This window comes from Psychrobacter sp. JCM 18902, assembly GCF_904846615.1.
In the GTDB taxonomy this organism is placed as follows: Bacteria; Pseudomonadota; Gammaproteobacteria; order Pseudomonadales; family Moraxellaceae; genus Psychrobacter.
Genome location: NZ_CAJHBK010000001.1, coordinates 1,774,135 through 1,797,164, shown reverse-complemented (window position 1 = coordinate 1,797,164; position 23,030 = coordinate 1,774,135). Strand labels below are relative to the sequence as shown.

General features: G+C 40.6%; 23 protein-coding genes and 1 pseudogene. 11 read left to right on the top strand and 13 right to left on the bottom strand.

The features are described from left to right. Positions 1-216: 216 nt before the first annotated feature. Positions 217-606 (bottom strand): hypothetical protein, encoded by a 390-nt coding sequence (locus JMY05_RS07315; protein ID WP_201614661.1) that lies wholly within the window; start codon positions 604-606, stop codon positions 217-219. A gap of 547 nt (positions 607-1,153) precedes the next feature. On the opposite strand from JMY05_RS07315, the gene JMY05_RS07310 reads away from it, so the two are divergent. Beyond that, positions 1,154-1,414 (top strand): hypothetical protein, encoded by a 261-nt coding sequence (locus JMY05_RS07310; RefSeq protein WP_201614659.1) that lies wholly within the window; start codon positions 1,154-1,156, stop codon positions 1,412-1,414. Between the two features lie 95 nt (positions 1,415-1,509). On the opposite strand, the gene JMY05_RS13850 is transcribed toward JMY05_RS07310, so the two are convergent. The 8 genes from JMY05_RS13850 to JMY05_RS07275 all read right to left on the bottom strand — a co-directional run bounded on the left by JMY05_RS13850 (position 1,510) and on the right by JMY05_RS07275 (position 9,013). Then, entirely contained in the window at positions 1,510-2,022 is a 513-nt protein-coding gene (locus tag JMY05_RS13850; RefSeq protein ID WP_238050077.1) for an IS630 family transposase, read from the bottom strand. Further along, positions 2,009-2,347: an IS630 transposase-related protein gene (locus tag JMY05_RS13845; protein WP_045447139.1), complete on the bottom strand. Its 339-nt coding sequence runs from the start codon at positions 2,345-2,347 to the stop codon at positions 2,009-2,011. The genes JMY05_RS13850 and JMY05_RS13845 overlap by 14 nt, the downstream gene beginning before the upstream one ends. A 107-nt stretch (positions 2,348-2,454) precedes the next feature. After that, positions 2,455-3,162, bottom strand: coding sequence for a hypothetical protein (locus JMY05_RS07300; protein ID WP_045447136.1), 708 nt, complete (start codon positions 3,160-3,162; stop codon positions 2,455-2,457). A gap of 468 nt (positions 3,163-3,630) precedes the next feature. Then, positions 3,631-4,617 carry a 23S rRNA pseudouridine(2604) synthase RluF gene (gene rluF, locus JMY05_RS07295; protein ID WP_045447132.1) on the bottom strand — a complete coding sequence of 329 codons (987 nt, stop codon included), beginning with the start codon at positions 4,615-4,617 and terminating at the stop codon, positions 3,631-3,633. Between the two features lie 216 nt (positions 4,618-4,833). After that, on the bottom strand, positions 4,834-6,036 hold the full coding sequence (locus tag JMY05_RS07290) for a low temperature requirement protein A (RefSeq protein WP_227678130.1): 1,203 nt from the start codon (positions 6,034-6,036) through the stop codon (positions 4,834-4,836). Between the two features lie 36 nt (positions 6,037-6,072). Further along, positions 6,073-6,891, bottom strand: coding sequence for an SDR family NAD(P)-dependent oxidoreductase (locus JMY05_RS07285; protein WP_201614657.1), 819 nt, complete (start codon positions 6,889-6,891; stop codon positions 6,073-6,075). Continuing rightward, positions 6,891-8,000, bottom strand: a complete 1,110-nt coding sequence (locus JMY05_RS07280; RefSeq protein ID WP_201614655.1) for a hypothetical protein — start codon at positions 7,998-8,000, stop codon at positions 6,891-6,893. The genes JMY05_RS07285 and JMY05_RS07280 overlap by 1 nt, the downstream gene beginning before the upstream one ends. Positions 8,001-8,107: 107 nt before the next feature. After that, on the bottom strand, positions 8,108-9,013 hold the full coding sequence (locus JMY05_RS07275; protein ID WP_045447129.1) for a LysR family transcriptional regulator: 906 nt from the start codon (positions 9,011-9,013) through the stop codon (positions 8,108-8,110). Between the two features lie 143 nt (positions 9,014-9,156). Here JMY05_RS07275 and JMY05_RS07270 point away from each other — a divergent pair, with 143 nt between their 5' ends. From JMY05_RS07270 to JMY05_RS07260, 3 genes are read left to right on the top strand one after another with little or no spacing between them, the layout of a single operon-like run. Then, the gene (locus JMY05_RS07270; protein WP_045447126.1) at positions 9,157-9,549 is read left to right on the top strand and encodes a DoxX family protein; all 393 of its coding nucleotides are present in this window, start codon (positions 9,157-9,159) and stop codon (positions 9,547-9,549) included. A gap of 53 nt (positions 9,550-9,602) precedes the next feature. Further along, positions 9,603-10,157: an NADPH-dependent FMN reductase gene (locus JMY05_RS07265; protein ID WP_045447123.1), complete on the top strand. Its 555-nt coding sequence runs from the start codon at positions 9,603-9,605 to the stop codon at positions 10,155-10,157. Beyond that, the gene (locus JMY05_RS07260; RefSeq protein ID WP_045447120.1) at positions 10,150-10,878 is read left to right on the top strand and encodes a YoaK family protein; all 729 of its coding nucleotides are present in this window, start codon (positions 10,150-10,152) and stop codon (positions 10,876-10,878) included. Before JMY05_RS07265 ends, JMY05_RS07260 begins: the two co-directional genes overlap by 8 nt. An 83-nt stretch (positions 10,879-10,961) precedes the next feature. Here the strand turns inward: JMY05_RS07260 and JMY05_RS07255 are convergent, their stop codons facing one another. After that, positions 10,962-11,288 (bottom strand): GNAT family N-acetyltransferase, encoded by a 327-nt coding sequence (locus tag JMY05_RS07255; RefSeq protein ID WP_045447117.1) that lies wholly within the window; start codon positions 11,286-11,288, stop codon positions 10,962-10,964. A 212-nt stretch (positions 11,289-11,500) separates the two neighbouring features. On the opposite strand from JMY05_RS07255, the gene JMY05_RS07250 reads away from it, so the two are divergent. From JMY05_RS07250 to JMY05_RS07240, 3 genes are all read left to right on the top strand, one after another. Next, a complete protein-coding gene (locus tag JMY05_RS07250) occupies positions 11,501-12,211 on the top strand; it encodes a pirin family protein (protein WP_045447115.1) in 711 nt (236 codons plus the stop codon). A 159-nt stretch (positions 12,212-12,370) separates the two neighbouring features. Then, positions 12,371-13,312 (top strand): pirin family protein, encoded by a 942-nt coding sequence (locus JMY05_RS07245; RefSeq protein WP_265089054.1) that lies wholly within the window; start codon positions 12,371-12,373, stop codon positions 13,310-13,312. 73 nt (positions 13,313-13,385) lie between these two features. Then, on the top strand, positions 13,386-13,997 hold the full coding sequence (locus JMY05_RS07240) for a nitroreductase family protein (RefSeq protein ID WP_045447109.1): 612 nt from the start codon (positions 13,386-13,388) through the stop codon (positions 13,995-13,997). A 320-nt stretch (positions 13,998-14,317) separates the two neighbouring features. On the opposite strand, the gene JMY05_RS07235 is transcribed toward JMY05_RS07240, so the two are convergent. The 3 genes from JMY05_RS07235 to JMY05_RS07225 form a co-directional block, all read right to left on the bottom strand. Continuing rightward, entirely contained in the window at positions 14,318-15,721 is a 1,404-nt protein-coding gene (locus tag JMY05_RS07235; RefSeq protein ID WP_045447106.1) for a YncE family protein, read from the bottom strand. Positions 15,722-15,808: 87 nt separating this feature from the next. Next, positions 15,809-18,154 carry a TonB-dependent receptor gene (locus JMY05_RS07230; protein WP_201614653.1) on the bottom strand — a complete coding sequence of 782 codons (2,346 nt, stop codon included), beginning with the start codon at positions 18,152-18,154 and terminating at the stop codon, positions 15,809-15,811. Between the two features lie 795 nt (positions 18,155-18,949). Further along, entirely contained in the window at positions 18,950-19,300 is a 351-nt protein-coding gene (locus JMY05_RS07225; RefSeq protein WP_265089053.1) for a MerR family transcriptional regulator, read from the bottom strand. 145 nt (positions 19,301-19,445) lie between these two features. On the opposite strand from JMY05_RS07225, the pseudogene JMY05_RS14070 reads away from it, so the two are divergent. The 4 genes and pseudogenes from JMY05_RS14070 to JMY05_RS07205 all read left to right on the top strand — a co-directional run. Then, positions 19,446-19,616: pseudogene (locus JMY05_RS14070) on the top strand (DUF2938 family protein); the annotation flags it as partial. 366 nt (positions 19,617-19,982) lie between these two features. Then, positions 19,983-20,276 carry a DUF4172 domain-containing protein gene (locus JMY05_RS13840; RefSeq protein WP_227678129.1) on the top strand — a complete coding sequence of 98 codons (294 nt, stop codon included), beginning with the start codon at positions 19,983-19,985 and terminating at the stop codon, positions 20,274-20,276. Between the two features lie 18 nt (positions 20,277-20,294). Further along, positions 20,295-21,605: an IS3 family transposase gene (locus JMY05_RS14065; RefSeq protein ID WP_413786568.1), complete on the top strand. Its 1,311-nt coding sequence runs from the start codon at positions 20,295-20,297 to the stop codon at positions 21,603-21,605. Positions 21,606-21,827: 222 nt separating this feature from the next. After that, complete coding sequence (locus JMY05_RS07205) at positions 21,828-22,901, top strand: helix-turn-helix transcriptional regulator (protein ID WP_201614651.1); 1,074 nt, start codon at positions 21,828-21,830, stop codon at positions 22,899-22,901. Positions 22,902-23,030: the final 129 nt, after the last annotated feature.

Below are 23,030 nucleotides of genomic sequence, written 5' to 3'. Positions count from 1 at the left end.
GCCGTATTATCCTATGCTGTACCTATCCATCTTGTACTAAGAATGCTATATGACTAAAGTAGCTAGACGATAACCAAGCAAACGGGAAAGAGCTAATAAAACCCAGCGGAAAAGATAGGCTAATGTAATGCAGAATATGATTTTTGTTGTACGTGACCAATGCTGATGGTGCTAGCGACTTAAAAATAGTGAAATTTTTCGCTAAAAAAGGACAATTTAACAACTATTGCTCTCTATATTGTTTTTCTCGATAATATCGATTTTTCTCTCTAATTCTATAATCTGTAACTTATAGCTCTTATAGTGATCTTCTTGATTGCCCTCTATGTCCTTAAGGGTTCTTTGATAGATACGGTTGTACAGTGAGGTTAGGGCTTTTTTAATTGCTTTGATTTCTCTTGAGGATAAATCTATTTGCTTATCAAAATCAGGTGCTTTTATTTTTGCACATAGCTCAAAAAGTGTGAGATTAAAATCTTGATAGTATTGTTGCACTGAGTTTTCTTTTGATTGATCGCTATACTGGATGTTTTTTTTCATTAGAATGAGCAAAGCACTATCAATCAAGTTTTTTTCATAATCTGTCAAACATAAGTAATGGTTCATTACATTGATTCTCAGTTATTTCAAAATTGCTATTCAGAAGACCATAAGTGTGGCTACTTTAAAAAAACCCCAAACCCAGCGACTCTTGCAAAATACTTATCTAGCCTGCTTAGTTTGGTCTTCACTCTTTACTCTTTAAAAGTCTTTATTGTGATGCGGCATATCGTCAATGGCTTTGAATAATCAACGCATTTTATAGGGTGAAAATGAAAGTATCGTGACAACGTCTACGTTTTATAAAAAATATGCCAAAGCCAGTCATCCTAATCTATATATAAGATATCTTTTCATTCGCTATTACTTGCCCGTCTAGAAAAGCGCCAATATGACGCTTATAGCGTACCACTTAAGAAACCTTCCCTCATTAAGGTTACCTTTCTTTAATCTTCATAAATCTACTTAACGTTTGAATCATTTATCATTCTCGTTGTCGATAGAGCAAATTTTTATCACGATGCTTTTTATCACGTGAATGCTTTACTTGATATTGAGTGAGGCAGTTTCAACTACAACTCATAACCAATATGACTTTATACGAGAAAAAATAATGAAAAAAATAATGATAAGTTCAATATTAGCCATTACTGCTTGCTTCACAATGGTTAGCCAAGCAAGTGCTGCACCGCAAATTGCTAAGCATCATGCCGCTCAAGTGAAGCATCAAAAGGTCAATGCAAAGTTTGGTAATAAACATCAGCATGTTAAGAAAAAGGTAGTAGTGTCAAAGCATCAATCAAAAAAACCAGCGGCTCATCTCAAAGCAAAAAGCAAATATCAAGCTAAGCATACTCATGGACATCGTTCTTAATCGTTCAGCTGACTGATATAAAAATAGCGCCCATATTAGGCGCTATTTTTTTGTTTCGTTGTTATGTAATAAATGCTATGTGACGAAAGCTATAGTCAGCTTAATATAAAATCGATACAGCCCATATCATGAAACAGTTTAGGCAGATTATTCTCCATCCACCCTTGTCGTAGAAACTTCACCTGTGCCCATTTTTTCTCAATAGGGTTCAGATCAGGGCTGTACGGTGGTAAAAATAACAGGCGATGGCCGTGTCTATTAAGTAGCTTTTGCACGCGTTTATGAAAGCTTGCATTATCCATTACGATTACGCACTTGGTTTTCAGGCTCGGTATTAGCGTGTACTTGCACCAATTATAGAATACATCTCCATTGATGTTTTTCTCGAAGTAATCAAGTGCAAATAGTACTCTTTCGTACAGGGCACCAATGACGTTGGTACGTTTTTTACCTTGCCAATTGTAGCGATCGATACAAGGTTTACCTATCGGTGCGTAGCCATAAGGCCTGATGCTCTCATGCTCAAAGCCACTTTCATCCATATAAACAATCGGATAGCCTTCAATCATATAATCACTCAAATAATTGAGATACTTAGCTCTTTTTATCGGACAGGCCTTTGGATGTTCTAGTATCTTTTTTTTGACTGATGTTCAATCGTTTTAAAGCATGATGAATGCCCGTCTTACTACAATTTAATCGACCTGCACGCTCATATTGATAGTCGTCAGGATACGCTTTGACATCCTGAAGCAAAGCGTCATCAGGTATTTTAGTCGGGGCTTTATCTCGCCCTTTCTTAGGCTCTAAGCTCTGTCTCCAGCTATGTATAGTACTGGTGCTAAGCGTGTAAAAAGCAGCAGCTTCTCTAACAGTCAGACCATTATCGATGCTAGAAAGAACCTGTTTACGATAGTCGATTGAATAAGTCATGGTTTATCTAAATAGTTGATTAGTTTTTATGTGTTGTATCGGTTTTATCTGAACTCTACTATATGTAATAAGGCTATATGATAAAGGGCATGTCACAAAGATAATCACTACTGACTGTTTAAAGTAACCGTCTTAGTACTACCATTACTACTAGGCTGACTCAGTGTCACTTTGCTTGCTAAGATATCGCCTTTGGCATTGATCTTGTAGCATTCTGATGAAGTACCTGCAGGGTCAAAGCTGAGTAATAGATTGCCTGAGGTTTCTATACAGAACCATGCGGTATTATTCGTATCACGCGATAAAGACCAGTCTTGGTTATAAGTCCCTATCCTGTTACGCATGCTGCTATCGGCATAGACATTTTCCGTCAGCAGCTTACTAGAAGCACCCACCGTCGCCATTTTAGGAATGGTGGTCGTCTGGTTAGATAATGAGTATTTACCTGTACCGTCTGTAAAACCATGGAATATCAGTGGATTCAGGGTGAAGTAATTGATAGCGACTGATTGATTGGTGATTTGATTATTCATCTTATTGATGGTATTTATTTCGGTACCTTGTACAGACTTATTATTAAATACCATACTACCTTTAGGCGTCACTTGAATCTCTGCTGACACGCTTTGACTGCCGACAACCGCAACTAATTTATCACTGCGTTGTTTGGTATAGATGTTGAGCATGGCAGTCTCAACAGGGTATTGAGTGACGATGCCATTGACATTGTTGTTTTGACCCGTATTCCCTGTCATTCCACCAGCACAAGCGCTTAAACCCAGTCCTGCTGCAATACATAAACTTAGTGTCTTCATTATTCTGTCCTCAACTTTTAAATGTATGATTTGATATCTACTATAATCGAATTTTTAAACAATGACATCTGCTAACTGTCTTAGACTTTGCTATTTTTAGTCCGCCCATACCAATGGTACTTCGTGAAGTTATTGAGAGATTACTGAGAGAGTCTTGGTACAAAGCGATAATAGTAGCCAACGATTTTATAGTATGGCAGCGCCGCAGCAATTAAGACCAAGTGTTCTATCGATACCGTATTAAGAGAGATTAATGACTTAGTAGAGCAGGGGATGCCGCAAAAATTTCAAGCTTCGGGGCGCATTACGAGTTATGAGTTGGCTTTATAATAAAAATTATTTGGTTGAGAAAATCTGCAGACCACAAAAAAGCCAGACAACTGAAATTGTCTGGCTTTTTGTGCAGAATCTTTTATCAGCTATCCTAATTAGCTAACCATTAACCATTAATCTATAGTCGCGATACTGCTACCGCTTAGAACTTCGACCTTTTGCAGGGCGCTTACCATTTGCAGCAGGTTTGCCATTGCCCACAGACTTCTTGCCATTACCAAAAGGACGTCTATCTTTACCTTTAGAACCCGCTGGTTTTCTAGCGTCATCCTTGGCGTGTTTCTTGTTGCCCTTTGCTGCCCCCGCTGATTTCGAAGACGTTTTTGTCTTTGATGAATCATCAGTACGAGCGTTTTTTCGTGGCGCATTACGAGATTTCTTGCCCGGATTACTGGCATCTGAAGAAGAACCTTCTATGGACTTAAGTAAAACAGACAACTCTTTTTCGGTTAAATCTCGCCAGTCTCCAACGGGAGTACCTTTAAGACTGACATTCATAATCCGCGTACGTTCAAGCTTCACCACTTCATAGCCAAAATGCTCACACATACGACGAATTTGACGGTTTAAACCCTGCACTAGCGTGATGTTAAACACGGTGGGTGCCACCTTAGTAACTGGGCATTTCTTGGTCATCTTCCCAAGCATTGGCACGCCACCAGCTAAACCTTCAATAAAACTATCTGTTATCGGCTTGTTCACCGTCACCAAATATTCTTTCTCGTGGTTATTACCAGCACGAAGTACCTTATTAACCAGATCACCATTACTGGTCAAAAAGATTAAACCCTGAGAGTCTTTATCCAACCGTCCAATCGGAAAAATACGTGTACTATGTCGAACGAAATCAACGATATTATCTTTTTCTGAAGCTTCCGTAGTGCTCACAATACCCACGGGTTTATTCAAGACAATAAACACAAAATCATCCGCCTCTCGCGGCTCAATGAGTTGCCCGTTGACTTTTACCGTATCTCCAGCAACCACTTGATCACCTACTTGAGCACGCTTACCATTGATGTATACATTACCTTGTTCAACAAAGCGGTCAGCGTCTCGCCTGGAGCAAATACCGCTTTCGCTGATGTATTTATTTAAACGAGTTGAGGAAGCGTTAAGCATAAAGCACCGTTTTACCTGATAAGCAGCATTTTTTTACTAAGAAAAAAGCCTAAATTAAAGGGGTTATCAACAAAGAGATGGCTCACATTATATAGGAAATTCAATATCCATTTCGGGAGAGAAGGGCAAAACCTTAGAAATATATCCAGTATCGTATTTGTACCTATTAAAATCAATATTATCCTATGTTTAAGTCTACGGATTTGACGGCAGAGGTCATACTTGCCATTGCTTATTGTCTTGATGAAAGTACCACGTCATTATTATAGGCGCGAGCAGGCTTAGCCAAATACCATAAGTAATCGATAGCCCTTGCGCTACTATGGTATAGCTCAGCAAAATAATAAAGGTGGCAAGAATAAGAGCGGTCATATTATGACTTGATTTGCGGCACATCAAGGCTCGAAGTAAAGTTAGGGTCACTAAAAAGCCAAATAGCATTATCATCAATAATCCCATAGCATAAGGCTGGGTGACCGTACGATTCAGAGTATCTGCCCAAGCATCGGTCACTAAATTAAGCGCGCTGCCTAACGCTGCAAGCGTAGCGAAAACAAAAAAGTGCCCATAGCCGAATAAGAATAAATCATAACGGCGACGCTCCTTGTCCAAAATAGTACCAAACGGGATCGTAAAATAAAGCCACCATAAGGCAAAAACCAATGCCACAAGGCTTGAACCTAGTAATATAATAGCGCTAGCAGCAGACTCGGAATTGACTAAAAAGGTTCGAATGCTGTTACTGACCCCTAGCACGCCTTCGCCTAAAACAATAATGGTCAACAGACCATAACGTTCAGCCATGTGATGAGGATGCCAATTTATGTTCTGTGCGGCACGCGCCCATATTGGCATCAGTAATTCAGCTGCTATAAATAAAAACAACGCAGGCGTTTGTACCGAAGCAGGTAGAAACAACCAAAGTATCCAAACACTTTGTAGCATTAATAAGCCAATAATACTGCGACCAGCCACCCTTTTGTGACCTTCTACTTGGCGATAGACACGCCACCACTGGCTACAGCTGGCCAATCGCATGATCGCGTAACCAGTGACTCCTATCCATGTTAGCCCTTGCTCGAAAAATTGATTGATGTTGGCTGCAATCATTAATGAGCCAAACATTTGCAGCAATACTGAGAGACGATAGTACCAATCATCAGGATCGTAGCCGGAAGCAAACCATGTGAAGCTCGTCCAAGCATTCCATAAAATAAAGAAGGCGATGATAAAGGTCAAAAACCCTAAAAAGTCACGCTCAAGCAAACGATGATGTAGCCCGCTTGCGGCTGCCGAAACGGCAATGACATAGACCAGATCAAATAATAACTCAAGCGTTGTTGAGGCCCGATATGGCTCATTGGGATCGCGGGCACAAATTTTATTAATGGCAGGTACGGTGACAGGCATAGGGATCATGATTTATATTTCGCTTACCTAAATTTTTTGAAGAGGTTACTTTTTTAGCGAAAAAGCCACAGTTTTGTTGCCTATCCAATTGACCCAGCTGACTGGAAAAAATCGCAATTGCAGTCGTATTATATTTGCCATGACGCCAGGAACGACCAAAAATTGTCGTTTTTCTACACCTTTTAACATAGATTTGACCGCATCTTCAATTTTCAACTCGCCTGCCAGCTTTTTCATGCCGACCCCAGCTTTTGCCATCACGCCTACCTCAGCTTGAGTCAACGGCGTATCGATTGGCGGTGGGGCAAAAACAGTGATATCAATACCGTGAGGTTGCCACTCAAAACTGATGGATTGCATCATGCCCCAAATGGCAAATTTTGAGGCACTATAAGAGCTGTAGCCGTAGCTGCCAGTGAAAGAGGCCATCGAAGCGGTAACCATGACTTGATCGCCACGAGATAAAAAAGGTCTTACGGCTGCCAGTACATTACGAGTACCAAATAAATTGATGTTAATCACTCGCTCAAACTGCGCTTGACTCATATCATCAAACGTCCAAGGTCCTGTAATCCCGACAAAATGCATTAAGATATCAGGCGACTGCTTACTCGCAGCATCGGCCATTTGCTTGGCTGTCATATCGGCATCGGTGACGTCTAACTGATGACTGACAATGGAAGCGTTATTTTTATTCAAGTCTTCTAGTATTACCACGGCTTCATCAAGCGCTTGCACATCAAACAATACCAAATTGGCACCTTGTTGAATCAGTTGCCTAGCAGTCTCAAAGCCAATACCTGATGCGGCGCCAGTAATATAAACCGTCTTTTTAGCAAAATAGCTATTAGAAAAATAATCCATCAAGCGTTTTCCTTCTGCAAGGAGCTATGTTTCAACGAGCCTGCATTCAAGCTGCCAAATTTTGCCTCCCCTATCAAATGACTGACTTTGTGCCCAGGAATCAACCAATAAGGCGTCGCTTCGCTACTTGAGGCACAATTGGGGAAATCGGGGTTCTTTGAAGGACCAGCAATGGTTTTTTCTATCACCATAGAGATGTATTGATCGGTACTATCTTCTAGCGTATTGCCATTTAAGATGACCTCCATTCCTGTCTGCTTGGCATATCGACGAATGGCATTAACTTTAGAGTTCTTCGGTGCATAAGCGTCTGCACCAACACCATTCTCTGAGGTGACGCGAATACCATCGGGTACGCGAGCAACCAATGAATGATTGCCTTCGGTATGCCCCGGAGTATGAATCAAAGCCAAGCCTTCCCCTAAATGAAGGCTGCTGGTGAAAGTAATGACTTTATCAGGATCAACGCCGTCAATGCCATTTGGACAATACCACTCTGCTTGTACGGGCAATAACCCTTGTACACTTTGCCACTCTTTTTCGTGTACCAACAGTTTAGCGTTTGGGAAATAAGGGTCTCTGTCTGTGCTGCCAAGCCATTGACGTACATCTTGAGTATGCAGGTGGTCGTAACTGATATAGTCAATATCAGCGGGCGTTAAGCCAATTTCTGCTAAGGCAACAGCCACATCACGGATAATAGGAGCCACAACACTCTCAAGCGGTGACCAGTTTGGCATTTTGTCTGTTAAGCGTTTAAAAAATGGGGTCTCGCGGTCAGCTTCAATATCTGATGGGGAAAACAACAAGGTCTTTAATTCGCCTAAAAAGTTGTGATACTGAATGATAAAGATACGATTCAAAATGTGTAGATAAGGGAACTTATAAGTACTTTGAGTGTATACGCCACTATAAGCGTACCAAGTCGGATAAGGCACTCTGACCATATCCGCGCTTTGATAAAATTGTACCTCCGGCTCATCCATAAAGCGCTCTCTAAATGCACTGGCTGTTTTCCGTGCAGCGCTCAAGCGCTCCTGTGGTAACGGGCTTTGGCGAACGTTATCAAAGTCGTGAATGGCTTTCATGCCGAGCGATGTTAGATCCATGTTGCATCTCCTTATGACTGATGGATGTCTTAAAATAATATTAACAGTATTGTTTTAAGGTTTATAGCGAATTTAAAATACTGCCGAGTTCGCTAAATCAGACCGTATCAAAACTTATCCCAGTACGGATTATCACCAAAACGCTCGGCAATAAAGTCAATCAAATAACGACAACGCTGCGATAAAAATCGATTTTTGGGATAGACTGCATAAGCGTTTAAAGTGGGTAATTGATACTGCTGCAGGATAGGCACAAGCTCGCCGCTGATTAAGGCTTGATACGTAATAAAAGTTGGCAGAAAAGCAATACCATGACCTTTGACTGCCATCTCCCGCAAAAAGTCCCCATTATTGGCTTTTATTTTACCGTTTACGGCGACTTGATGCTTCTTACCTTGCTCATCTATCAGTTCTATCGCGCTAGATTTGCTCAGACCATATTGTAAAAACTCATGTTCTGACAGATCGTCAAAAGTCTTTGGCGTACCCATTCTCTCTAAATATTCGGGACTGGCGCATAATGCATAACGAATCAGTGCTAGACGTTTGGCTTGATAACTGGAGTCTTGCAACTCTCTAATACGAATCGCTAACTCAAACCCTTCCTCAATCAAATCAGTATGCCGATCAGAAAAATCCAGCTCAAACTTTAACTCAGGATGCTGATTGGCGTATTCATCGATGACATCGTTTAAATGCATCAAACCAAAGGACAATGGTGCTGTCATCTTTAATGTTCCTTCGATACGCGTCGGAGTACCACTCGTCTCTTCATTCAGCGCATCCACTTCACTGAGTATATGGTGCACCTTTTGATAATACTGTTCACCAGCTTGGGTTAAGCTTGATTGACGCGTGGTTCGGCTAATCAGTTGACTGCCCAAGCGCGTCTCTAACTCCTTTAAACGCCGGCTTACCGCAGATTTTGCGATATTAAGTTGCTCGGCAGCCTTGGTAATACTGCCTGCTTCGACAATACGCACAAACATTGCCATATCTTCTAATTGTCCCATGTAAACCACCTCTTAATTGTTCTTTAAATAAGAACTTACATTTGTAATTATCACGGTTTATCTAGTTATAAGCAACGAATACAATAGTCCTGTCACATAATCAAATAAAAGCTTAAAAAACATTCTATTACTGGAGAAAACCCATGGATAAACTACAAGAGCTAAGCGCTCCTATCGGACGCCTGTTTTTATCAATGATTTTTATCTTTTCAGGCTTTACTAAAATTACCGGCTACGCCGCTACCCAAGGTTATATGGAAGCAATGGGTGTGCCTGGGATGCTATTGCCTTTGGTTATTGCTGTTGAGCTGCTTGGTGGTATCGCTATTTTATTAGGCTTTAAAGCGCGCTTAGTAGCGATTTTAATGGCTGGTTTTAGCGTTGTCTCAGCGCTGCTTTTCCATCAATTCTGGATAGATGAATCACAGATGAACCCTTTCATGAAAAACATTGCGATGGCGGGTGGTTTCTTGATGATATTTGCTCATGGAGCAGGTGCTTATTCAATTGATAACAGTAATCATCGCAGAATATAGTAGAGTAAATGGCTTAGAAAATATCGACTTATCATCATAATCAAGGAGCCGCTATGAGCGCATCCATAAACATCGCCTTAATTATTGGCAGCTTGCGAAAAGAATCTATCAATCGTAAATTTGCAGAGTTTATTGCGGCGCAGATGCCTGACAGCGTCACTATAAAGGAAGTCCATATCGCAGACTTGCCCCTTTATAATCAAGATTATGATGATAAAACCATTGATAGCTATGAGCGCGTACGTCAACAGTTAAAAGACGCTGATGCGGTCTTGATTGTGACGCCAGAGCATAACCGCACTATGCCTGCCGCCTTGAAAAATGTCGTAGATATCGGCTCACGTCCTTATAAAGAAAGCGTGTGGACCCATAAAAAAGTTGCGGTAGTGACGGCCTCGCCAGGCAGTTTTGGCGGTATCAATAGTGGCCTTGATTTCAGAAAAAGCATGCAAATGCTGTCGGCACAAATGATGATTGATCCTGAAATTCATTTAAGTCGCGCAACTGATAGCTTAAATGATGATGGCAGTGTTAGCCCGCGCACACAGAAATTCTTACAGCGCTTTGTGACTGATTTTGTGGATTTTGCAGGGAATACCAGTGCCTAAAGCTGTCGCTGATAACAACACTCTAGATCGTAAGACACCAAGCTTCTGGCAACGCTATCAAGCGCCTATACTATTAACGATAGTTGGTGGGGCTATTGATACCATTGGCTTCATCACTTTATTTGGCTTCTTTACCGCTCATGTCACGGGTAACTTAGTACTGGCTGGTAGCGGTTTGGTTAAAGGTGAAGATGGCTTGTGGATCAAGCTGGCATCGGTGCCACTTTTTATAATAACGGTGGTTATTACCAAAATATACATTGATAAAAGCCGAAAGCAAACGTTAGTACTCAGTCATTTGTTTTTAGCAGAAGCGCTATTTTTGAGCGCATTTATGATAGCAGGATTGTCCTTTCAACCTTTCACTGAAGCAGGCGATATAACCGTCGCCATCACTGGTGGTTTGGGCTTAACGGCACTTGCCATTCGTAATACGGCTAGTAAAACAGTCATCAAACATATGAGTCCTACGGTATTAATGACGGGTAATACGACCCAACTGAGTATTGGTCTGTCAGATTATATTGCCAACCGTAGCGCTGATAATGCCAAAAAATTGGGGCATAGCGCGGCATTGGTTATCAGTTTTGTGATTGGCGCGCTACTCGGCGCGATACTGTACGTCAATCTCAGTTATTGGGCAGTCGGTTTGTTTGTCATTCCTGTGCTGTACTTATCACTACTAGCGCGTAATTCAGAGTTCTTACAGCATATTAGCTAATAAAAGTTCTACCGTTATTGAGTAATGCCATTAATCGTAGAAAGCCATGATAATTTATCATGGCTTTTTTTATGCATATTGTCTTAGGCTTTCGCACCATGAAACACCGAATTGGCTTGGTATTCTGGATGCTTATCAATATAAGATTTCACATAAGGACAAGTTGGCTTCACGCGCAGTTTTCTAGCGGCTGCACAATCTAAGATAACCTTAACTAAGTAGCCTGCAATACCGCGACCACTAAGCGCTTCTGGCACGAAAGTGTGCTTATATTCAATACCCTTCTCACCTTGTGAGGTGGTAAAAAACTCATAGTCTTCAAAAGCAATTTGATCATCAATATGAATCTCAAAGCGATTTTGGCTTTTATTGTCGATCACATCGTAATGCGTTGTATGCTGATTTGACATTGTTGTTCTCTCTTTATCGTTAGGATTTAATACGCCAAATTATAATAACATCTGACATTTATCGCACTGAAGTCATAGTACGTTAATTCTAAGCACTTATTGTTCTATAAATAAGAATAGTCATTTGCAATAAGCACTGTTTATCTATATATGGTCAACAATTATAATAGGACCATAGCTTAAACAAGCCAATTAAAAATAAAGGATAACTTATGAAAACGATCTATCATGCAGCAGATTCTCGTGGCGATGCTAACCATGGCTGGCTCAAAAGTAAGCATACTTTTAGCTTTGCCAATTATCATAATCCAGAGCGTATGGGTTTTGGCGCGCTACGAGTCATCAATGATGACTTTGTTATTGGCGGTCAAGGTTTTGGCAAGCACTCACACCGCGACATGGAAATTATCAGTATTCCTCTAAGTGGGAAGTTAGCTCATGGCGATAATATCGGTAACCAAGGCATCATCGAAACGGGTGAGATTCAGGTCATGTCAGCGGGTACGGGTATTACTCATAGTGAGATGAATGGCGATGCCAATGAACCTGTCAAGTTTTTACAAATTTGGGTGATTCCCAATAAAATGGGTGTGACGCCGCGCTATCAGCAAGTACGTATGGATGAGCACATGAAAGCTAATGAGTTTAACCAAGTGCTCTCGCCAAACGCGGACGACGCTGGGGTTTGGATTCATCAAGACGCTTGGTTTCATATGGGTTATTTCGATAAAGGCGTGACTCAGACTTATGATTTAAAAGATGTCAACAACGGTGTTTATGTCTTGGTACTAGAGGGTAAAGTGACTATCAACGGTAACGTACTTGATACTCGAGATGGTCTTGGTATCTCAGACACCAAAAGCTTCACGATGGATGCTACTGAGAACTCTAGAGTATTGTTAATGGAAGTACCTATGTATTAAGTACCTATGTATTAAGTAACTAATTATTCAGTACCTATTTATTGAATAATCCTATATTAAACACTTATACAGTCAACAGCAGTATCAATCCATACAAAAAGTAGTACTAATTTACCAGTAAGCATTCAATAATCTATAACTATCTATAATAAGAGGTGAATGATGAGTGTTCAAACCCTAGAGCCAAGGTTGGCTGATGTTGGCGGTATTCCTATTGCCCGTCTGCTACCTAACACTGGCAAAAAACCTATCGGAGCCTGGTGCTTTTTGGATCACGCTGGTCCTGCTGACTTTGGTGAAGATGAAACCGGTATGCAAGTTGGTCGTCATCCGCATACTAATCTGCAAACCTTTAGCTGGATGTTAAATGGTGAAGTACTGCATAAAGATAGCTTAGGTAACGAGCAAGTCATTACTAAGAACCAAGTCAACGTCATGACAGCCGGTACAGGTTTGAATCAAGGTATCAGTCATACGGAACAAAGCGTGTTTCCAGACACTGGTGGCTCACCAGACGCAGCGCGTGCCCTCAGCATGGTACAGCTCTGGATTGCGCTACCGACGGATCAAGAGATTGAGCGCGGTTTTCACCATTATCCTGAGCTACCAACGTGGACGGAAGATAGTGTTGAGATGATTCTGACCACCGGTAGCTATACCAATGCCTCAGGTCAGCACTTTGAAGCGCCTACCATCCAATACTCCAAGCTGGTCGGTATCGACGTGTACTTTACCGAAGATGGCGAGGCTACACTGACTTTAGAATCGGGCTTTGAATACGGCATCTTAGTCTCAGAGGGTGAGATAGAATCTGAAGGAAAGGTATGTAAGCAAGATCAACTCTTTCGTTTCCACGATAGCGATGTTGCTAATAACAAAAGCATCAAGCTGGTCGCCAAAAAAGGCACACGTGTGATGTTTATCGGTGGTGAACCATTGAATAACCAGGTGCTACTGTGGTGGAACTTTGTTGCGGACAATAAAGCAGAGATTGAGCAATCTATTATCGACTGGAATAATGGTCATGAGCGTTTCGGTAATGTCGACTCTGATATGAAACGTTTGCCAGCACCTGAATTACCGCAAGGCTTTAAAGGTTAAAGGTTGATTACCATTTAGCTTTATAACTTAGTTCTTAATTACTTAAATTTATCAATAATCACTGGAGAAAACAATGTCAGACCTAAAAACATTACAGCAATTGGCAGAAAAACGTCGCTCTATCTATGCATTGAGTAATCAATTGCCAGTATCAAATGACGAAATCGTTAAGTTAGTTGAGCATGCGGTTTTGCATACGCCATCCGCTTTTAACTCACAATCGACGCGTATCGTGGTGTTATTTGGTGAAGATCATAAAAAATTATGGGACATCACTGAAGAGACACTCAAGGTTATCGTCAGCGATGACGAGAAGTTCCAAGGTACTAAAGAAAAAATCGCAGGCTTTAGAGCGGGTGCGGGTACAGTATTGTTTTTCGAGGACAAAGGCGTCGTGAGAAACATGCAAGAAGCCGCCCCTTTATATGCGGATAAATTCCCAATCTGGGCACATCAAACCAGCGCGATGCATCAATATGTAATTTGGACGGCATTGGCTAGCTTAGATATCGGTGCTAACTTGCAGCATTATAATCCTGTCATTGATCAGAGAGTTGCTGATGCTTGGGACATCGCTGATGATTGGGAATTAAATGCTCAAATGGTATTCGGCGCTATTGAGCAGCCAGCAGGCGAAAAAGCATTTCAGCCAATTGATGAACGTATGAAAGTATTCGGTAAATAATTTTTAGCGTTAAAGACCGTATAACCAATGAAACTGCTATGAAAATATCGTAGCGGTTTCATTGGTTTTTTTATAATTATAAACTGGGATAATATGATTTTATAGCAGACTATAACTAATGTAGTAAATCCTACTAGCCCAGTTGTTTAAGATATGCCTATAGAAGAATTCAAGATCATCGAGCGCTTTAATCGGATGCTTCGGAATTTAAAAAGCGTCGGATTAAGGGTTATCTTGAATACTAGCATTTATAAATATATTTAATAGCCAATTACTGTCAGCAGTCATTAAACTATCTTTATTAGATGAGGTGCTAAGCGCTAATGGCTATGTTCATCATCATGCCCAGCTTTCATACCAAACCAAGTCACATGAGAGGGTGTGAAATTCAGTGTTATTTTTGACTCGATTTTACCATCATGAGGATCAATCTCGATAATTTGCTGGTTTGAGTCATCCATCATATAAACCATTTGCGTGTTTGGGTTAACAATAAATGAGGGAACCGCTTTGCCTTCGATGCCATTAGGGAAAACATTTAATACGGCGGTTTGCTTATAATTTTGTGCAACATCAAGGATATACAGCTTGCCGGTATCATCGAGTAGCATCAGGTGCTCTCCATGGGCATCAAAATCATAGCTGACAACACGGCGACGGCTGTCTGTGGTCCAGACAATCGGTGTCATGTTTTTACTGACAGGATCGACACGGTAAGGCTGACCGCAAGCGCTGCCAATGGCATAATTATGATGGTGGTTAGTGATGAATGAGCCAATTCGAGCAGGACTACTGCTTGTACCATCACATTGAATATTGATTAGGCTGCTGGGATAGGCAATTTTTTCGGCGCTGAAAATGTCTCCGGTTTGTTTGACGCTTAAAACGCCATCGCTACAAGCAAAGACACTGTAATCTGTGACGCTGCCACTGCCATGCAACCCCATGCATTTTGTCTCAAAGGTTTGGCTTATATGATAGTGATCACCATGCTGTTCAAATACAGAGAGCGTATCAGCCAGTGAGCTACCAGTTGTCTGATAACGCTGCGAGGCAATCACATAATTGCCTCTAGGTTCCGCTGTACCGTGCATGCTGGTATTAAGCTTTTGATAAGGCAGTGTACCGTCAGCTATACCGGTATCTGTTACAAGTACAAATCCAGCTTCTTGTACAGGGTTTTCTATGGGATTGCCTGTCGCACCTAAGCCGTCAAAAAACAGCCCTGCTTGCTCTCCAAAAGTTTGAAAATGTACAGGACGGGTATAGTTTAGCTGTAATGGCATTTTTGCCGCATCACGAGCATATCGGTGATCATGATCGCCATGGTTTTCAATCTCAAGCCCACTATGATAAAAATTGACTGTGTTATTAGTACGATCCATGATGACGGCGTAATGACCATCTGGACTACTTTGTACGGCATCGGCTTGACCTGTCAAAGGTAGGGTTTGTATCACTTTATCTTGAGCAAGGCTATAAATGTAAGCTTGACTGCCATCTTTTGCAGTGATGAATAAACGACCTTGTTCCATTTCAGTGCTGACAGCAGATTCATCATCATGGTCATGATCGTCTCCATGGTCGTGGTCGTGGTCGTGTTCTGAATCTATGATTGGTGTTTTCCTATCATCTGATGACCCGCAGCCGCTAAGTGCTGAAACGGCGATTAAAGAAGAGAAAGCGAGCGCGATGGCACGGCTCAAAGGATTTATTTGATTCATAAAGGACTCCAGTCATAAGTTATGAGGCTTATGACAATTGATTACGGATTGCTAGTTACTGGTGACTAATGAAAAGAGAGTAAGCTGTTAGAAGTTATAGGTGATACCTGCGTTTAACGAGCGTTCTGGCATTGGCACTTGTTCAGCCAAATAAGAGGCATGATTATAAGCAAGCTCGTTTAGAATGTTTTCGAGTTGAAAAAAAGCGGTGTAATCATGAGCGCTCGAACTGTGATAGACAAGCTTGGCATCAACCATGTTGTAGCTCGGCGTATTGGTTTCAAAATCAGCAATGTGATCTTGCTCAAAACGATGATATCCAGACAGCACCAAGTCAAATTGACCAAATTGAGAGGTAATATCACCACCAATACGAGGCGCTACCAATCTTGGCGCGTATTTCCGTGTAAGGCTCGCATCATCTAGCGTGATGAGTGCAATGTCGGCAAAGCTGCCAATACTAATATTGTCATTAAGATAATAGCGTGATTGAATTTCACCACCATAATGTTTGGCATCGCTTTGGACATAATCCACTAAACGAAAACCTGCAGATTCTCCTTCAGTAGCAATGTCTTGAGTTTTGGCATAAATATAATTTGTACTGTCGTTATAAAAGACAGAAATACTACTATCAAAACGATTGCCATTGTCGTAACGCAAAGTGAGCTCTACGCCATCAGTAGATTCTTCCTCTAATTGCCCATTGCCACGCTCCCAAGTATTGGTTGCAAGATGGGCGCCATTAGAAAATAACTCTTGTGGAGAAGGCAATCTTTCAGAATGACTGATTCTGGCTGACAACTGCGTATTAGGCGTAAGATATTTGCCACCTTCTAAACTGACAGACGTTCCGGCATGTGTTTTTTCGATGTTATTGTCGTTATCTATTAGGCTTTGAAAATCTTGACGACCGCCAAACTGAATATACCAAGGACTTTTGCCTTGTTTTCTTAAAATACTAGACGTATCGAGAGGAGCACTGGTGGTAGCCGTCATCTCACCATGATTATGACCAGCATGGGCATCACTTGCAGATAATGATTGACCTGCAAATTTATCAGCATTCTGTATTTTTGCGCCAAAATAATCTGGCGTGAGTCGTTCAATGAAGAATAAACCGACCTGTGTACGATCAGTTTGCGGCAAATAACCTTCTAGCCCAATAGCAGAAAACCGACTGTTTGTGTAATCTAGACCGACCACACCTTTCATAAAACCTAGATTGCCTGTTTTATACGTGCTGTGTGTGGCTTGAGCTTGAGCACTAATGGCTTTGTTTTCAAAAGTTGTGCCCACCGCACCTTCATCTATTTCATCGTGACGGTAGTCTGTATAGCTGAGTTTCGTATTGATGCTATCGACGCCTATCATGGGTAATTTTCGCTCTACATGGAGCTGATAGACGTTTGACGTCATATCGACATAGGGTGCTTCACCATGATCGTGGTCATGTTCGTGATCCGCCTCACAGCTCAGTTGGTTAGTCAGTGCGCTATCAGGTGAGCATTCATTATGCACATGAAAGGGCAAGCCATATTCTGAGGATAGGCGCTGATATGATGCACCGATATAGCCCATATCAGTTACATAAGACAAGCCGATGCTACCATTGTCTTGCGTGTACCAACTGTTGGCAATCTCATCGGTATCTAAGTGTGGCACTTGGATATTGCCTTTATCCGTCTTTTGGTAATACCCACTCCATAGCCAGTTTTCACCGATACTGCCATTGAGTTCTGCATAACCCAAATAACCGTCTGTGGCTTGTTGACCAATCAATGCCACTTTTCCGCTGATGTTTTTTTGTCGTTTCTCTTTAGGGATAGTGTCATTGACGATATTGACCACACCGCCTATAGCACCGCCGCCATACATCAACGCTGACGTGCCTTTGATTACTTCAACTTGTTTGGCACCTAGTATAGGTACCGCCACTTGATGGTCTGGTGAGATTTGTGACGCATCTTGTACGCTCAAACCATTTTGCATGACTTGGACGCGCGGTGCGCTTTGTCCTCGAATAATGGGTCGGCTCGCACCTTGTCCAAAACTATCAGTAGACACGCCAACTTCATTTGCTAGTGCATCACCAAGCGTACTGCTTGTCTGAGTAGTGAGCGCATCGCCAATAACAATACTGGTTGCGGTTGCCATTTCATTCGCTTGTGGTAATAAAGGGTTAGACGTCACCACTATGGTGTCTAGAGTCACCGAAGGGTGGGTCGTATCAGGAGAGTTTAGGTGAAAAGATGAGGATGTCATAGGTTTGATATCTACCATCGTATCCTTCGCATTTACTGACAAACTTGCCATACCTAAAGCTGTCGTTACTGAGAATACAGTCGTTACCCGGCGAATACTAAAATTAACTGAAGACACAGAAGTATAATCAGGTTCTCTTAATCTGTTGATATGAAAAATTGGAGACATGAGATTACCAAAATAAGAAGTTATATAGGGATAAATAACGATAAGAGTAAATACTTTAGTTATGTTATAATATAACATTAAGATATACAAACTTTATATTTCAGTAAGGTGTGCATATTAGCTACGCTTACACAAGGTAACTTCAATATTTGACTTTCTTTGTGAGTGATAAATGTCACGGTCATTCAATGAATGTGTTGGTACTGAGATAATGATGAGTATGTCGAAAGTTAGAAAAATGAATGTGTTAAGGACTATGGTTCAGGAGAATATCAATCATAAAAAGCCTTATAGATCTCTGGTCAATGAATTGACACGTCTGAAATATAGAGCACTTTGTAAACCAGTCTCTGAAGAAATAAGAAATGGTAGGCAATAAATCAATAATAGATCGTCTGGTCTAATGACAGTTTGCAGGAATTCAGCACTAGAGTTTAGGATTTCACATGGCTGAAGGTGTTATATTTTGGAAGTTTAAAACCAACTTTGAGTGATAACTTGAATAAAAAATAGCTAGTTTAGCTTTAACGACAGTTGCGAAAAACAAACATCGTATGAGGGGGCAGGCCTTAGAGTAGGTTTGTCTTTATTTACGAATGCTACTCTATACGTTTGGCGCAATTGAATAGCTGGCTGTAGGCTATTAATATCAGTAATCTAGATTTTTTGGATAATCGCAGTGTATTTGTTAAGCAGTTCAATATTATTTGAGTGACCTAATCACCTAATAGAATCAGCTCTATTGCTTATTAATGCAAGGTGTTACCTTTAATAGCGCCAGTGCTGCTAGATTCATTAGACGTCGAAACCTCGGACACTCCAAGTGGCTAGGCGCTGTGTAAGTTGCCGCCCATCACGCATAGCGCTTAATTTTTGAATCGTTTCATCCAGTTCAAAGGCTTTATTCAGCAACAAATCTCGATCAACATCTAAGGTTTTTTCAGACCCTAATATCCCAGCAATCTCATCCAATGAAAACCCTGCAACACGTCCTAAAGCAATTAAGACCAGGCGCTCTAATATATCTTTGCTGAAAAATCGGCGGATACCGTGCCGACCAACAGAGCGAATTAGGTATTTTTTCTCATAAAATCGTAACGTTGAAGCAGGAACACCAGACTGTTTAGCACCCTGCGAAATATCCATAATGCCCTCTGGACTTAAAATTGTATGCAATCATCATATTTATACTGAAACCAGTAAGAGAGTCATCATGGATAACGTCGTTTTTATAATATTAATCGGTATTGGCGCTACCGCTGTGATGGACTTATGATCATTACTCAGGAAGTATGTATTCAATATTCCACCGAGCAACTGGGGAATGGTGAGGCGTTGGATTGCTTACATGGGTCAAGGGCGGTTCCGTCATGACGCTACTGCAAAATCTAATACTATTCATGGTGATCTTTTTATTGGGTGGAGAGCCAATATTTTACAGACAAAAAAAGCCCCAATCTGAAGATTGGGGCTTTCTAAATTTGGTAGGCATAAGCAGACTCGAACTGCTGACCTCTACCATGTCAAGGTAGGTCAACCAAATATCATGATATGACATTATCTTACATGTATTGATTCTATTTGCTTTTAGCTATTCTATAATTAAAAAAGGGCAAGGTGAATGAGTATAAGATAAAGTTTAGCACGTATTTGGGCACTATGATTTTATAGTATTTTTACCTCCACTTTAGCTTCGGTTATGACAAAATCAGTGCGTTTTCTATCCAAAACACTCTTCTTTAATTCTGTTTTTCAAGGTGCTTTCTTCTTCTTTCAATTGGCATGAATTGTCTTATTTGTTTTTTCTCTGCATGTAATTGATAAGAATATGAAGCATATTACCTATATTCATGAAAATAAAGACTGGACTGAGTGGCAATGGTCAGATAAAAAACTATTGCCATTGGTGAGTCGTGTGCGGATATTACAAGGCCATTTACTAGGAAAGCTGCTAACAATAGGGTTTGATCTGAATGTTGAGGCACAGTTAGATGCGGTGACCTTGGAGATTATAAAAACTTCTGAAATAGAAGGTGAGACGCTAAATAACGAGCAAGTGCGTTCCTCAGTTGCGCGGCATTTAGGGTTAGATAACGCCAGTATGCCAACCACTACTCGTTAGATCGATGCAGTGGTAAAGATGATGCTAAGTGCTACCTATCGTTATCAACAGCTGCTATTGTTAGATGATTTACTTGGATGGCATCGAGCATTATTTCCAGATGGATATAGTGGATTATATCGCATTCAAGCATTTAGTACCCGTGATGATAGTAAAGGGCCAATGCAAGTAGTGTCTGGTGGGTATGGTCACGAGCGGGTTCATTTTGTTGCCCCGAGTGCGAATAGGTTGCCAGATGAGTTAGACAAATTTTTATTGTGGTTTAATACTTCGTCAAATGAGCAAGACGATATAGATTTGGTCATAAAAGCAGGTATTGCTCATTTATGGTTTGTGACTTTGCATCCATTTGATGATGGAAATGGACGACTAACACGAGCAATCACAGAACGAATGCTAGCGCAAAGCGATAAAAGTGCCCAGCGCTTTTATAGTATGTCAGCGCAGATTCTTAAACAGCGCAATGAATACTACAAAATACTGGAGCGCACGCAAAAAGGCGATACTGATATCACTTATTGGTTGGTGTGGTTTTTACAAACGTTAGAGCAATCACTTGTTGCGGCTCAAGAAACCACAGATAAAATTATCAGTAAATCAGGTTTTTGGCAGACGCATCGACAGCATGCTTTGAACACCAGACAAGTCACTATGCTCAATATTTTGCTAACGGACTTTTATGGCAAACTAACTACGAAGAAATGGTCAGTGATGACTAAGTGCTCTATAGACACAGCACTGCGTGATATTAATAATTTAGTAGGGAAGGGGGTGCTGAAAAAGTCTGAGGCTTCTGGGCGTAGTAAGGGTAAGGGTAAGAGTACTACCAACAGCCGTGATGACCAAAAATGCGCTGATGACCTAGTCAATCGTAACTTTAATGCCCATCGCCCTAATCAGCTTTGGGTTGCGGACTTCACTTACATTAAGACAATGAATGGTTGGGTGTATACCGCTTTTATTATTGATGTGTTTGCTCGCGCTATCGTCGGCTGGAAAGTATCCAATCGTATGAATACCGATGTGGTGATGGCGGCATTAAACCAAGCAATAGCTGATAGGAATAAGCCTAAAGATGTCATTCATCACAGTGATCGAGGGGTTCAGTACTTATCTATGCGCTACACAGATAAGATGAAAGACTGCGGCGTGATTGCTTCTGTTGGTACAGCAGGCGATTCATACGACAATGCACTAGCTGAAACGGTCAATGGGCTTTATAAGGCTGAAATAATTCATTACTTAAAGCAGAACTGGACTGGTGTTAATGATGTGGAACTGGCAACCTTTGAATGGGTAGACTGGTTCAATAAAACTCGTAATGATTAATTATTTGAGTTAATATAAATTGTTAGATAGATTTTTCTAAATAGATAAATTAATTGAACTAATTTTTGCACAACACATAGCTAGAATAGTAGGAAGCTCAGCTAGCTTAAGCGTAGTAAAATCTCCATGTTTGAACCAGTTATCTAGAATAACTCCTTTTAATCTATTCATTTGAAGGTCAGCAAAAATAAGTAACCGTTGATCGTAATTGAGTTAAGAAAAATGATAGAAGCTGAAAAAAGTACACATAAAAGTATACTGTTTGCCATAAGAGAAGCAGCCGCTTTATACCTATTCGATAGAAACCGTGAAAAAGACATCCCTAAAATTGCAGCGGTCTTTTTATCTTTGGACGATTATCAAGGTGAAAGAGTGCCTACAGCAGAGGTCATTAAGGAAGTTCAAGCCTTATCTGATGCATTACAAGATAATTATTTAGGCTTAAATTTAAATATGCTGGTAAATATTGAATCTTTGCCTTTTTATAAAGCCATTAGTGAATGTGTAAGACCTTTTTCCAATACCAATAATGAATTGCCTTTCTTATTAGTTAGCCGAATCGTATTTCATTTTTTCTTTATGATTACACAGTCTGTCAATCTTAAACTCATTGCAGAAAGAGGCTTGGTTCGATTTGACTTTATATCCAGTGCACCAGAAATTATGAATAAAAATCAAATTGATGGTGCTATGGTATTATTTTATAGAATCGTAGAGGATTTTTGCCCTGGTGTATTAAAAAGAGTAACTGTTGCACATCGGAAGACATCCTACGAATTAGAATACTATCAATCTATCTTTGGTGTGCCTGTTGAGCTTACTAGTACAACGAGTTTAATATATGACCTAAAGTGTAGAGAGCACTATAAAAATGCCATGGGCTTATTGATAAACTCTGAAGAAGAGCTTGGTAGAAGGTTTTTTATTAACCCTCTATTTAACATGCTATCCACACAGTTTTCTGGGCTTAGTTACAGACACCGCTGTGAGATTATCATTGATACAGTGATGGGTGTAAGCCCACCAACTCGTACTCATGTAGCAACTTCAATGAATCTGAGTGTGAGTACTCTACAAAGGAGGCTTAGTGAAGAGGGTACTTCATTCCAAGAGATTTTAGAGGACATTAGAAAGCGACTAGCCAAATTGTATTTGATAGAAAAAAAATTATCAACAACGGATGTTGCACATTTACTAGGCTACAAATCTCATAGTCAGTTTTTCAAAGCTTTCAAAATTTGGTTCGGTATGACACCGAAAACCTATCAAAATCTTACTATTCATGTAGAGCGATAATTTAAATTGGCTACTTATATAGGTAGTATCTTCATATCAAGGCCGGCTTGGTTTACTAAAATTGAAGCATAGCTCAAACCATTAAAAAAGCCACTTAAAGCTAAGTGGCTTTTTTAATGGTTTGAGCTA